General features: G+C 48.0%; 14 protein-coding genes and 2 pseudogenes. 12 read left to right on the forward strand and 4 right to left on the reverse strand.

Annotation, left to right across the window (positions count from 1 at the left end):
• From PACILC2_RS19715 to cas2, 11 genes and pseudogenes are all read left to right on the forward strand, one after another.
• Positions 1–209 (forward strand): hypothetical protein (locus PACILC2_RS19715; RefSeq protein ID WP_213530325.1); only part of this gene is annotated, 209 nt, incomplete at its 5' end.
• Between the two features lie 38 nt (positions 210–247).
• Entirely contained in the window at positions 248–448 is a 201-nt protein-coding gene (locus tag PACILC2_RS29780) for an XkdQ/YqbQ family protein (protein ID WP_443678859.1), read from the forward strand.
• A gap of 318 nt (positions 449–766) precedes the next feature.
• Positions 767–1,399, forward strand: coding sequence for a CRISPR-associated endonuclease Cas3'' (locus PACILC2_RS28890; RefSeq protein ID WP_307860655.1), 633 nt, complete (start codon positions 767–769; stop codon positions 1,397–1,399).
• Between the two features lie 58 nt (positions 1,400–1,457).
• The gene (locus PACILC2_RS28895) at positions 1,458–1,883 is read left to right on the forward strand and encodes a DEAD/DEAH box helicase (protein WP_307860656.1); all 426 of its coding nucleotides are present in this window, start codon (positions 1,458–1,460) and stop codon (positions 1,881–1,883) included.
• A 157-nt stretch (positions 1,884–2,040) separates the two neighbouring features.
• Positions 2,041–3,189 carry a helicase-related protein gene (locus PACILC2_RS28900; RefSeq protein WP_307860657.1) on the forward strand — a complete coding sequence of 383 codons (1,149 nt, stop codon included), beginning with the start codon at positions 2,041–2,043 and terminating at the stop codon, positions 3,187–3,189.
• A 35-nt stretch (positions 3,190–3,224) separates the two neighbouring features.
• On the forward strand, positions 3,225–3,944 hold the full coding sequence (gene cas5c / locus PACILC2_RS19730; protein ID WP_213530329.1) for a type I-C CRISPR-associated protein Cas5c: 720 nt from the start codon (positions 3,225–3,227) through the stop codon (positions 3,942–3,944).
• On the forward strand, positions 3,941–5,848 hold the full coding sequence (gene cas8c, locus PACILC2_RS19735) for a type I-C CRISPR-associated protein Cas8c/Csd1 (RefSeq protein WP_307860658.1): 1,908 nt from the start codon (positions 3,941–3,943) through the stop codon (positions 5,846–5,848). Before cas5c ends, cas8c begins: the two co-directional genes overlap by 4 nt.
• Positions 5,849–6,715, forward strand: a complete 867-nt coding sequence (cas7c, locus tag PACILC2_RS19740) for a type I-C CRISPR-associated protein Cas7/Csd2 (protein WP_213530331.1) — start codon at positions 5,849–5,851, stop codon at positions 6,713–6,715.
• Positions 6,702–7,303 (forward strand): annotated as a pseudogene (gene cas4 / locus PACILC2_RS29530) (CRISPR-associated protein Cas4). Before cas7c ends, cas4 begins: the two are co-directional and overlap by 14 nt.
• Positions 7,300–8,330 (forward strand): annotated as a pseudogene (gene cas1c / locus PACILC2_RS19750) (type I-C CRISPR-associated endonuclease Cas1c). Before cas4 ends, cas1c begins: the two co-directional pseudogenes overlap by 4 nt.
• An 8-nt stretch (positions 8,331–8,338) precedes the next feature.
• Positions 8,339–8,629: a CRISPR-associated endonuclease Cas2 gene (gene cas2 / locus PACILC2_RS19755; protein ID WP_062491838.1), complete on the forward strand. Its 291-nt coding sequence runs from the start codon at positions 8,339–8,341 to the stop codon at positions 8,627–8,629.
• 559 nt (positions 8,630–9,188) lie between these two features.
• On the opposite strand, the gene PACILC2_RS19760 is transcribed toward cas2, so the two are convergent.
• From PACILC2_RS19760 to PACILC2_RS19770, 3 genes are all read right to left on the reverse strand, one after another.
• Positions 9,189–10,229 carry an HD-GYP domain-containing protein gene (locus PACILC2_RS19760; protein WP_244863668.1) on the reverse strand — a complete coding sequence of 347 codons (1,041 nt, stop codon included), beginning with the start codon at positions 10,227–10,229 and terminating at the stop codon, positions 9,189–9,191.
• Positions 10,230–10,388: 159 nt separating this feature from the next.
• A complete protein-coding gene (locus PACILC2_RS19765; protein ID WP_213530333.1) occupies positions 10,389–10,877 on the reverse strand; it encodes a hypothetical protein in 489 nt (162 codons plus the stop codon).
• 20 nt (positions 10,878–10,897) lie between these two features.
• A complete protein-coding gene (locus PACILC2_RS19770) occupies positions 10,898–12,106 on the reverse strand; it encodes a flagellar assembly protein A (protein WP_213530335.1) in 1,209 nt (402 codons plus the stop codon).
• A 292-nt stretch (positions 12,107–12,398) separates the two neighbouring features.
• On the opposite strand from PACILC2_RS19770, the gene PACILC2_RS19775 reads away from it, so the two are divergent.
• Entirely contained in the window at positions 12,399–12,641 is a 243-nt protein-coding gene (locus PACILC2_RS19775; RefSeq protein WP_062491842.1) for a helix-turn-helix domain-containing protein, read from the forward strand.
• A 221-nt stretch (positions 12,642–12,862) separates the two neighbouring features.
• Here the strand turns inward: PACILC2_RS19775 and PACILC2_RS19780 are convergent, their stop codons facing one another.
• Positions 12,863–13,051, reverse strand: coding sequence for a hypothetical protein (locus PACILC2_RS19780; RefSeq protein WP_244863669.1), 189 nt, complete (start codon positions 13,049–13,051; stop codon positions 12,863–12,865).
• Between the last annotated feature and the right edge of the window lie 397 nt (positions 13,052–13,448).

Raw genomic sequence — 13,448 nt, forward strand, 5'->3', positions numbered from 1 at the left:
AGAAACGGGAAGTCAGCGCGAGGTCGCTCCCCATGAGGGAGCGTGGATTGAAACCGATCAGCGGCAAGTTTATCAGTGCCATTGTGATGGTCGCTACCCATGCGGGAGCGTGGATTGAAACAGCGACACCTCGTCAAAGAGGCCGGCAAAAGACGTCGTCGCTCCCCATGCGGGAGCGTGGATTGAAACCGACGATTTTGGCCGGTTAACGCTTCGCAATGTCAATGAGTCACTCGCCGACTTTATCATTGGCGACGGCAGCTTGATGACCGGTTTTGAGTACAGCGCCAATATTGCGCGATGGGGCTTGCTGCAGCTGTATGAGAGTGTGGATGAGAACAAAAATGCCGCTCAAATCAATGACATGCTTACGCAACTTATGGCAAAGAGCCTTATAATCACAGAGGTCCACATCACGATCCGCCGCATTTTCGGACGACGAAATTAAGATGGATGGGAAAGCGCTGGCCGCAGAGATTCTCGACAACAATTTTTACCATCGCTCCCTACGCGGGAGCGATAAAGCTCAACCACTAACTTGACGACCGTTTCCAATGTCCCCATATGGTAGTATGGATTAAAATCCAGGCTCCCCTTCCGCTCAAGTGATCCCACATGATGAAGTAAAAATATAAAGATTTCCAAAAAATATGATAGATTTGGGAGGAAAAAACCTAACAATGTCGTACATGTAAATCAATAGTCTCATTTTTAAACGATGTCCCTTATAAAAATTAGTCTTAAAGACCTTGTTTTCGGAGGTGCTATGGACTACATTGCCCACATCCGTGAAAAGGACGGGAAAATTCAGACGACAACCGAACATTCGATTGAGGTAAAGCAAGCTTGCGAGGATTCCGGCAGCAAGATCGGTCTCCGGTATCTGGCCGGACTCTCCGGGTGGCTTCATGATATGGGGAAAAATACCCTGTCATTCAAATCGTATATTGAAGAGGCGGCGGCAAACCCGGACAATCCTCCGCGCAGAGGTTCGGTCGATCATTCGACGGCGGGGGGCAAATTATTGTACGACCGGTTCCACCGGGGAGCAAAGACATCATTAGACAAATTAACGGCGGAATGTGTTGCCAACAGCATCATTTCTCATCATCAAGGCCTGCGGGATTTTTGGATCCGCAATCATCGTCGCCATTTCTCGACAGAGTCGCCAACAAAGAGTTACCGGACTACGAGCAGGCCAAAGCCGTTTTTCTCCGAAGCGTCGGCGATGCCGAGTTCGAACAATACTTTGCTGAGGCCAAGAAGGAATTGGCGGAGGTTTTGGAGCGGATTCAAAACATGCGCTTCCCCCGATCGTTTTCTCGCTCGTCATGAAATACATATTCAGTTGTTTGATCGACGCCGATCGGACCAATACAAGACAATTCGAAGAGGATGAAGCCCCGGAGGCGCCGTTCAACAGTGCAGCGTTTTTCAACCGTTGCTACGATTTATTGATGAAGAAAATTAGGGGATTTGACCGTGATCGGAACGCCAGTCATCCGATCAACCGGCTAAGACGGGAAATGTCCGATCAGTGCGAAGCTTTTGCGTTGGAACGGCCATCCGGAATCTATACATTGTCGATTCCAACGGGAGGAGGCAAAACGCTGGCAAGCCTCCGTTATGCCATCAAGCACGCAATCGCCACCGGGAAAGAAAGAATCGTATACATCGTTCCGTACACGACGATCATCGAGCAGAACGCAGCCGAGATACGGGATATTTTGCAGGAGCACGATCTGATATTGGAGCATCATTCCAATGTTGTGGAGGAGATCGGGGAGGAGACGGAAGATTACGACGTTCGTAAGAAAAAATCCGGCTGGCCAGAGACAATTGGGACCGGCCGATTATTTTTACGACGATGGTGCAGTTTCTGAACACGTTTTACGCCAAAGGAACGCGAAATATCCGCAGAATGCATCGTTTGGTCAATTCCGTGTTGATCTTCGACGAAGTGCAATCCGTACCGCTCAAGTGTATTTCCTTGTTCAACGCGGCGCTCAACTTCCTGCATTTTTCGGCCGGTCCAGTGTCGTGCTTTGTACGGCCACGCAGCCGGCTCTCGATTACGTCAAACATCATCTTCGGTTGTCCGAACGGCCTGAGATGATCGGCAGTCTGGACAAAGTCGCACAACGTTTCAAGCGGGTGGAAATCGAAGACCGGACCGAGCCGGAAGGGTGGGGGGCCGAACGATTGGCCGAATTTGTCGGGGAGCGACTGGAAGAGGTTCGCAGCGTCCTCGTCATCCTCAATACCAAAACGGCGGTACGGAAATTGTTTGACCGGCTTGCGAAGGATCCGAGAACCGGTGAAAGCGGCACGAGGCTGTTCCATTTAAGCACGAATATGTGCGCAGCGCACCGCAAAAATGTATTGGCAGAAATGATAGCGGCGCTTGAAGCCGAGGAACGGGTTGTCTGCGTTAGTACGCAGTTGATTGAAGCGGGGGTCGATATCAGCTTTGAATGTGTAATCCGGTCGCTCGCCGGTCTGGACTCCATCGCACAGGCGGCGGGGCGGTGCAACCGTCATGGCAAAGACGCGATCCGCAAAGTTTATATCGTGAAATCCGCCGATGAAGTGTTGACGCGGCTGCCGGAGATGAAGACCGGAGCCCAGATAACGGAGCGGCTGCTGTACGAGTTTCGTCAAAGTCCGGAACGCTTCGGTCATGAATTATTATCTGCAGCGGCGATGAACGCCTACTTCCGGTATTTCTTTCATCAAATGAAAGAGGAAATGGACTACCCGATCCCCCAACTGGATTATAAAATGTTTGATCTGCTTAGCGCCAACAAAATGTACTATGAGGCATACAAGAACAAACATGGACGCGCCCCGGAAATATTAAGCCGCTCGTCGTTCGCAACGGCGGAACGGTATTTCGAAGCGATCGGCAACGCGGCAGCCTCGGTATTGGTTCCTTACAACGAGGAAGCGGAATCGCTGATTCTGGATTTGAACGGAGAATTAGACAGCCGAAAGCTTGGCGATTTGTTGCGCAAGGCTCAGAAATATGTGGTCAACATCTATGATCACGAGATGCGCAAGCTGATCCGGAATGAGGATGTTTATCCGTTGCTGAATGGCCACGTGTTGGCTCTGCGCAAAGCCGCATATTCCGATCTGGCAGGTGTCGAAACGGATGGCGAAGGCGAGTGGGAGACAGCCGTCATATAGCAGCGGATTTCCGATTGATAAGAAGGTGGTGAAAAATGCGAAACCAGATCGAATTTGAGGTGTATGGCAATTATGCGCTCTTTACCGATCCGTTAACGAAAATCGGGGGCGAGAAGTTTTCCTATCAAATTCCGACCTATCAGGCATTGAAGGGCATTGTCGAATCAATCTACTGGAAACCAACACTAATTTGGTATATCGATGAAGTCCGCGTTATGAATCCCATTCAGACCGAGTCCAAAGGCATTCGTCCGATCAAGTACAACGGTGGAAATACATTGGCCTACTATACGTATCTCAAAGATGTAAGGTACCAGGTACGGGCCCATTTCGAGTTTAATCCGCACCGCGAAGATTTGGTACACGACCGGAACGAGCATAAGCACCATAACATCAGCAAAAGAGCGTTACAAGCAGGCGGGCGACGGGATATTTTTCTGGGAACGCGCGAATGCCAGGGATATGTCGAACCGTGCGTGTTTGGCGAAGGAGCGGGCTTTTATGACCAAACGCCGGAAATCGATTTCGGTATCATGGTCCACGGCATCAACTACCCCGACGAAACCGGAAGGCAGGAGCGGGAGACCCGCTTGTGGAGAGCCAAGATGGAATACGGCATCATTCGCTTTATCCGTCCCGAAGATTGCACGCTCATTCGCAAGACCGGAGAGGGAACGATAAAGCCGTTCGATACCTCCAATATCCAACCGGTAGACGCCATGTATCAAGAACTATTTGCGGATGGAGGGGCGTGAATGACTTGGTTGGCGCAATTAAACAAGACCTACGAGAATCATGCGCATGCCGTCGGTCAATTCGAAAAAAATGGAAAGATCGTGAATATGCGCTGATCCCGGTCTCCCATACGACGCAAAGTGCGCATATCGAGGTCCATTTGGACGATCGGGGCCATTTTATTTCGGCCAGTGTAGTGGACAAGAACGAGGCCAACACGATCATTCCTTGCACCGAAGCTTCCGCCAGCCGGACAAGTAATTCGGTTCCGCATCCTTTGTTCGACAAGCTGATGTACGTGGCGGGCGACTTTGCAAAGTATTGCGAAGAACCCAAAGGTACGCCATACGAAGATTATATGGCTCAACTGTCGGACTGGTGCGAATCGCCTGCGGCGCATCCCAAAGTGAAGAGCGTATATACGTATCTTCGCAAAGGAACGTTGATGGAAGATCTCATTAAGTATAAAGTGCTGTGGCTTGACGGGCAGGGCAAGCTGGCGGATAAATGGACGGAAGAACTGGAAAACCGGTACGGCAAACGGCCGGCAATATTTAAGGTGAGCGCTTCGGATCAGAGCGAGGCGTTTGTCCGATTTGCCGTCCATGTGCCAGGTGACGTCGAACCTCGGTTATGGCGGGATATGTCCGTTCAAAATTCTTTTATTCAATACTATGAAATGAAGCTGACGGATTACGATTTGTGTTACGTTTCCGGCCGTGAGCTTCCTTATGCGGACAAGCATGCATCCCTGAAGGATCAGTCCAAGCTGATCTCCGCTAACGATACGAAAGGTTTTACGTTTCGCGGACGTTTTCGCACGAGCCGGGAGGCGGCCGCAGTTGCGTACGATGTGTCGCAAAAAGCGCACAATGCGTTGAAATGGCTGATCGACAAGCAGTCTTTCACGATTGACGGCAAAGTGTTCCTTGTATGGGGAACCGAAAATCTGAACGTTCCCGATCCGTTCGCCGATTCGTTCACCTTGTATGACCATGAGGACGAAACACAAGGCATTGGGGATAGCACGCACAAGGAGTTCGCGAAGCGGATCCGGATGGCGATTAACGGTTACCGTTATGACGGCGATTATAAATCGGAAGTCATCGTTATGGTCCTGGATGCAGCTACGAAAGGACGGATGTCGATTGTCTATTATCGCGACATGAACAAAGAACTTTTCCTCAATCGCTTGCAATATTGGCATGAAAGCTGCTTCTGGCTGCATCGTTATCGAAAAGATTCGGAGAATCGTACCGTTTCGTTCGTCGGAGCGCCGGCTGCCCGCGACATTGCCTTTGCCGCCTATGGTCCGCAGGCCAACGACAAAGTGGTCAAGGGACTGATCGAGCGAATGCTGCCCTGTATCATTGATGGGCGTAAAATCCCGTTTGATATTGTGCGCAGTGCGATCCACCGCGCTTCCAATCCGGTGGGGATGGAAGAGTGGGAATGGGAGAAGACGCTCAGCATCGCTTGCGCGCTCGTCAACAAAACATATGAGAAAGAGGGATTCGATGTGAGTCTGGATACGAATTGCCAGGACCGCAGCTATCTGTTCGGCAGAATGCTGGCCATCGCCGACAGGCTGGAAAGGAAAGCGCTTGGACGGGAGGAGAAACGGGCGACCAACGCGATCCGTTATATGAACGCTTTCGCACAGCGTCCGATGCGGACCTGGACGATTATTCAAGCCGCTATCCAGCCTTATCAGGCTAGGATGGGGACCGATGCGAACTTCTATAACCGTTTGTTGGATGAGGTGGGCTCGCAGTTGCAGCCCGAGCATTTTACGGACAAGCCGCTGAGCGGTTTATACTTGCTCGGATTTTACAGTCAGCGTCATGAATTGAGCAATTTTAAGAAAAACAATGACACCGTTGAAGCGATGGACAATGAAGACGATGAACAGGAGGAAATCTGAATGAAAGCACTCGATCGAAAAATTGATTTTGCCGTCGTCCTGTCGGTCCGCAATGCCAACCCGAACGGCGATCCGCTGAACGGCAACCGGCCGCGGCAAAATTATGACGGGCACGGCGAGATTTCGGATGTCTGCATCAAGCGGAAAATACGCAATCGGTTGCAGGATATGGGAGAGTCGATCCTTGTCCAATCCGATGACAGGCGCACGGACGAATATCGCAGCATCAAAGAACGGGTAGACGCCAATGCGGACGTCCAGGAATTCGCCAAAGGCAAGAAGCAGAACAACGAGCTTTTTGCGCGGGCGGCTTGCGAGGCTTGGTTGGATGTGCGCTGCTTCGGACAGGTGTTCGCTTTCAGCGGCACGGATGTTTCCATAGGCATTCGCGGTCCGGTTTCCATTCATACGGCCGTTAGCCTGCATCCGATCGATATCACCAGTATTCAAATTACAAAAAGCGTCAACGCCGTGACGCCCAAGGATCCGAACAAGCGAAGCTCCGATACGATGGGCATGAAGCATAGAGTCGATTTCGGAGTGTATGTCTTCTATGGAAGCATGAATCCGCAGTTGGCCGAAAAGACCGGATTTACGTATGAAGATGCGATTAAAGTTCGCAATGCCTTGATCACCTTGTTCGAGAATGACGCTTCTTCCGCTCGCCCTGACGGAAGCATGGAAGTGCACCGCGTTTATTGGTGGGAACACAAGTCCAAAATGGGACAATATTCCTCTGCAAAAGTACATCGTTCCTTACAGTTGCGACTAAGGGAAGGTGTGGAAGAGGCCAAATCGGTGGACGATTACAGCTTTACGGTACTCCCGCTCGAAGGGTTGGACGTACAGGAATATGCAGGATTATAACGAAGAGGATGATTTGCTTCTTTCGGGGATCCAGCACTTTAATTTTGCAGAAGGCAGTGGGCATTGATCCATATCGAACAGCAATGGGAAGAAAATGTTCTTACGGTTGAAGGGGGACATATACATCGGATAGCGGACCAGCCGTTGATTCGCGAAAAGAGAGGGGACAAGCTGATCGTTCGCGCATTGCCGGTACGCTCCAGACGTCTTGGCGTTAGCGGCGTTTGCGATGTGGTGGAATTTGTCCGCCATGCCGAGGGAATATCAGCCCAAGAAAGACGACTCCGACCGCTCCCAGTTAATTGCCCAGTTAATGTGTCTGGAGGAAATGCTCGTTTGCGAACTGTCGCTCGGCTATCTGTATTATGATGAGATCAAACACAGGGTTGAAGTGCCCGTCACTCCTGCGGACAAAGAGCGGGTAAGCAATATATTTGAAGAGATGCGCCATTATTACCAGAAACGCCATACACCGAAGGTCAAAACGGGGCCGCATTGCCGAAGTTGTTCGCTTAGCGGCATTTGTTTGCCGGAAATGATGAGCAAGAGAACGGTTTCCGCTACATTGAAAGCAGGTTGGAAGAATGAAGAAGCTGCTCAATACGTTGTTTGTGACAATGCCGGATACGTACTTGGCCCGGGATGGCGAAAATGTCGTGATCAGGAAAGACGAGGAGGTCGTTGCGCGGTATCCTCTGCACAATTTGGAAGCCATATGTACATTCGGATATGCCGGTGTCAGCCCGGCTTTGATGGGAGCCTGCGCCGAGCGCCGGATCGCTCTCACTTTTATGACTCGCAGCGGTCGATTTTTGGCCAGGGTCATCGGGGAGGACAAAGGCAATGTGGTACTCCGGAAAGAACAGTACCGGATTTCGGACGATGAGAGAAGAAGCGCGCTCATCGCGAGAAATATGATTATAGGCAAGCTGTATAACAGCAAATGGATTCTGGAACGGGCCATTCGAGATTATTCGCTTCGCATTGATGCAGATCGAATCAAGCGGGTCAGTGTCTCGTTATCCGAAACGATGAAGCTGGTGCGTGGTGCCGAAAATTTGGATGTTTTGCGCGGGCTGGAAGGAACTGCGGCCGTACAGTACAACTCCGTTTTCGATCAACTGATTTTGCAACAGAAGGAACATTTTTTCTTCCATGGCCGCAACAAACGTCCTCCGCTGGATAATGTCAACGCGTTGCTGTCCTTTACTTACACTCTGCTGGCAAACGAAGTGAAGGCGGCATTGGAAGCGGTAGGGTTGGATGCGTATGTCGGATTTCTTCATCGTGACCGCCCCGGGCGCGCTTCACTGGCTCTGGATGTTATGGAAGAACTGCGATCGGTGTATGCCGACCGTCTGGCGCTCTCTTTGATCAACAAAAAGCTGATTAATGAGAAAGGCTTTCACAAGAAAGAGAACGGCGCGGTCGTAATGGATGATGACACAAGAAAAATCATCTTGAAGTCATGGCAGGAGCGCAAACAGGAAAAGATCGTGCACCCCTATTTAAATGAAAAATATCCTGGGGGCTTGTCCCTTATGCGCAGGCGCTGCTTTTGGCCAGAACCATTCGGGGCGATCTTGACGAATACCCCCCATTTTTGTGGAAGTAGGTGAAGGCTTGCTGGTATTGATTACTTACGATGTAAGTACGACAAGCGCGGAAGGCAGAAGAAGGCTGACTCGAGTAGCGAAGAAATGTCTCAATTATGGCCAACGGGTTCAAAATTCTGTGTTTGAATGCATTCTTGATCCAACGCAATTCCGGCGGTTAAAATATGAACTCGAAGCATTGATTGATAAAGAAAAGGATAGTTTGCGCTTTTATAATTTGGGGGAGAATTACAAGGCCAAGGTGGAGCATATTGGCGCCAAAAGTTCATACGACATGGAAAGTCCATTAATTCTATAGTCAGAAAACAAGGTGCGAATGTGAAGCTCCCATAAAATCCCCGGGTCCTTCGCACCTCGAAATTTGTCGAAAATCATAGAAAATCTAATGATTTGGAAAAAGTCAATAGATTATTCATATGAAATAAGCATTAATTCTTGAGGAATTGCATTAAATTGATGCTTCATATGGATGGATTTAGTCATTTTTGCTGTCGCTCCCCATGCGGGAGCGTGGATTGAAACCCACGTCTTACCTAGTGCCTGCCGCGCTTTTCGGTCGCTCCCCATGCGGGAGCGTGGATTGAAACCAGCGGTCAGCTGTATATTTTGCCGTTGTGCCGAGTCGCTCCCCATGCGGGAGCGTGCATTGAAACTTTACCTGGTTGTCGATGTCCATTTTCTTCTTGCTAGCTCGCCATGGAAACTGCAGAATATGCATAAGCAGAGCGTCCTACAATTGAACTTAACTTCGTATCATGCAAACTGTGGAAAGTCCATTCCATGAACAGCCAAAACCCGAGAGAGGTCACTTTGAAAGGGGCTCTCACTCGGGTTTTTGGCAGCATTTATCCATACTATTAACGGAGGTCCAAATCCTTACGATTTGGTTTCCGCAAATTCGGGATAAAATCTACGATATAAATATCTGACTGTCGTAAATCATAATACTGTCCCTGAACTACGACCAATGGATTGATAAGGTCGTCAGGATGAAGCATTGTTATCCGCGCAATTTGACCATTTGACAAGAGAACCGAATTCCCAATCATTCTGTTCATTACGTTGGAAATAAAAGATTGAACAACCAATGGATCAAATAACCCAGATGCACGTTGGTAAATTTCCCGATACACTTGATACAATGGAGCAGGTTTTTTATATACTCGTTCAGAAATCATGGTGTGGAACACGTCAGCAACTGCAACAATCTTGCTGAATGGGGCAATGTCCTCGCCAGATATCCCAAACGGATAGCCGCTTCCATCTTCTCTCTCATGATGCTGGAGCGCAACTAAAGCTTGCTGCTCTGTCATTTCTGGTAAATGGCGAATCATTTCATATCCAAAATGCGTATGAAGCTTCATTACCGCGTACTCATCCGCACTAAGTCTGCTTGCTTTATTTAAGATCGAATCCGGAATTTTTATTTTACCGATATCATGCATCAAACCTGCAATGGCAAGATCTCGCAGTTCGGCTTCTTTCAACCCCAGCCATTTGCCCATCAAGAACGAGATGACCGCAACCCCCACACAGTGTCTATACGTATAATTGTCCTTTTTACGTAATTCCAAAATCATATTGGAGAAACGATGGTTGGCACATAACTCCAAGATATTCGGCATGATCAGGCTCTGAATCTGGCTGTTCGAAAGCTGCTCTTTATAGTTGTGTATCTTCTCATAAATCATTCGAGCTTCCGAAATCGTTTCTTCCATCATGAATTCCGTTACAAGCCGGGTGTCCTCCCTGTACAGTTCAATACCGTGTTGTTGCAAGAGAGCCAGATGATGATCATTTAATATACTGTGTTTTGGCAAAAGCAAGCTGCCTTGCCTGGAATAAATATTGATCGTTAATCTTCTCCCGATAAACCACGTATTGTCGATATGGATCACCAGCTTTCTTATGGCCGTTATATGAAGCTGTTTCGACTAAACGTCTTATCTTCAATCGGTTCAAAAATATCGACGCTGTACCGGTCAACCGTGACTCTTCCTTCAAACATTTTTTCACGATAACTTTCCTCCCGGCCTTCAGACTGGTTCCGACTCCGGTTAATCCGCCAACGTACATCGCCGAGATCGTATCGCCCGCTTCCAGCTTGGAACCTCTGCATACCGAGTTGTCCAGGAAGAAAATGATATTGCCCGCTGAATAGAGCTCACACTGAATGATGCCTTCTTTTTGATGAGGATATCCCCGTTCGATTTCAAGGTTGAGTTTTGACTTTGGGAGATGCTGATTTGAACATGCCTTTCCTGGCTTAATGCGACTTTCATGTAGGCTTCCCGCAGAATGCGCATGAAATCTTCCAGTTTGGGAGCCGTGATGGTCTGAATAAGAATGGTGGGCTGCAGAAACAATTCCAGGTAAGTCTTGATTTGCTGCAAATGGTCCTTATCGCTGTTGTGAGACTGAAGGCTCGCGATCACTCCAAGCAGCTCCTTCACAATGCCCCACACTTGCTGGTATTTGCTCTCAATGATCAGCAATATGACTTGGCCGTAACGCACCTGCATGTTCTTCTTGCTGATTTCCTTCATGAGCAATTTTTCGCTCTCAATTATTTTTCCAGGATTTCGAGCAATTGTTTGGAGCTGTGATAGAACCTGTTGTACAGCACCCCGAAATACCCTGAGTACAGATTGCTGCCGATGACGTTCCCTTGTACGGCAATGCTGCCCGTCGCGGTCAAGGTCGAGTTGAAAACACTGCCTGCCACATAAATGTTGCCAAGACACTCGATAATCATGTTATCCATAACATCCCCATAAACGACCACGTCGCCGGAGAAAACGATGTTTCCGGTCTCCAAATCAACATTCCCCGGGACAATAAAGGCAGTGCTGATGTCGAAATATTTGATTTTGTTGCCCGTGACCCGCGGTCTCCCCGCTTTTTTGGCAATAACCATAGAATCCGGAGTAATCTCGACATCATTTTTACCGGCAATAAGAATGTCCTTCACCGGTTTGGGGAGTATTGCGTTTCCGAACACATCATATCCCGCTTGTCCTTCAACAGGCGGTATTTTTTTGGCGATGACATCTCCTCTCTTGACGGATGGGATATTCAAATGATTTCTGAAATCGACTACACCGTTGATCTCCGTAAACACATTTTCAATGCTTTCCGAAAAATACAATTCCAGTTGCGCATCATGGCCCTGAACCGGCGGTTTCCCTCTGGCGATCCTTACTTTTCGATGGGAGGGCTGGAGAATCTCGGCTTGTATCGCCGCCACATCCAGATTCGCTTTGATATTCATATTTTCAAGTTTCGAAAGAACATCTTGCAGGCTCAACGTTTCCAGAATGATGGAAGGATCTTCCTCCGCACGAAGGACGCCATGTAAAACGGGAGGATGATCCTTGATGGACCACGCATATCTCTGTGTGCGATTTACCGTTAAATAGGCTTCCAGCTTGTCCTCCGAGATCGAGATTTCAAATAGCGGTTTCTCTTCAATCTTCCACTCTATTGCGCTTTCGGACGAGACTTTCGTCTCCTTTTTGACTTCTTTTCCATCCACGAACAGTTTGACTGGCGGAATGGCTCTCAAGGTTGGAAATTCCCCGCCGTTTGAAGGATTCCCGACAATGATCTTCCCATCTTCTATCTTAATAAAACCGTTCGTCACTTCATGTTCAGCATGTATGGCGGGGGAATTGAAAGTGGCGGCACTGTTCAGTCTCTGATCCAAAGATCGGGCATCCTGATCGAGTTTCTTTAATAACTTCAATATATCTTGTTCGCTAATGTACTCTGACATAGGTAGCACCTCATTTTGTAAACCCGAGTCTCGTTCCCGACGGAAAATAAAAAACATCCGTTATGAGCGATGTTACGGGAGTCGCACCTCACTTTCGCGAGAATTTGGGACCATGCAATCATCTTGTATAGTTCTTATTTACTATTTATATAGAATTTCGTTGTCGTTATTTGACGAATTCTGTATTTTAATTTTACAACATATCTTAACCAAAATAAACCATTTTGTAGAGTATACTACGTAGATATTGCCCCCATACTAAATCATCATAAACATTTCAAGGGGGGTATCTATGGCAATCGAATTATCATTCGCCAAAGTTCTTAAATCCGTGAGAATCAAGAGAAAGATGAGCCAAGAGGAACTTGCCTTTCGAAGTGATCTTGACCGAACATATATTTCCATGCTGGAAAGAGGCATTCATCAACCGACCATTGCATCTTTGTTCGCTTTATCAAAGGCGCTTAATATGAAACCCTCCGATATGATCAGACTTGTGGAAATTGAAATTGGCGAAGTTGATGATCGGGAGTGATAAGGCTCATCATTGCGATATCTATTGTGGAATGAAGGCCGATGCCCAACCTATTGGATGAAGTGAAAGGAAGATCGCATTGATATAGAGATTTGGCCTCCATCAATGCGATGTTTATGACAGCGTGGCTTACGAAAGATTGTTTAATTCTTTTAACAATTGCATTCCATCCTTTAGTCCGGCGAAATATAACCATTCTTTCTCGAGCGTGCTTCGATAGTTTAGAATTTCTTCCCATTCAAGAAATAACTCATATTGCGCTTCTGATAGCTGATTTTTAGCATCTTCTCCAGTTTTCTTTGCCTATTTTGCAGCCGCTCGATCTCCATCTGTCTCCCGGCTTGTCTTGCCCTTTCGTTAAATCGTTGATCAAATGCAGGTTTTATCCATTCTGGACCAATTTGATTCATCAATAATCCCCTCCAGTTAAAGAATGTTTCGATGTTACATTGGGGGGATGGGGATGACAAGTAGTGTTTTGCTATCTTTGGAATCATTTCCTTAGCGAGATGCGACGCTTGCGAGAAGGGGATAGATGTTTCAGATTTGAAGATAGTCGAAATACAGGGCTGTATAAGGCTAACATGGATCGACTTCCCAAGGCAATCGGAAAGAGAGAGGAGGCAGTGCGTAGCAGGAGACTGGGGCAAACTGTATTTGCAGCAATATCTCGATACGTTTTACCGAAAAGATCCAGCGGGTTTAGATACTCGTTGAGCAAACATAAGGTTCATGCTCCCGTACGGGGAGCGACACTTTCGATATCAGTAAATTGTCCAGCAATGGTATCGTTTCAATCCACGCTCC

Origin of the sequence: Paenibacillus cisolokensis (assembly GCF_018403665.1) — a bacterium.
In the GTDB taxonomy this organism is placed as follows: Bacteria; Bacillota; Bacilli; order Paenibacillales; family Paenibacillaceae; genus Paenibacillus_AH; species Paenibacillus_AH cisolokensis.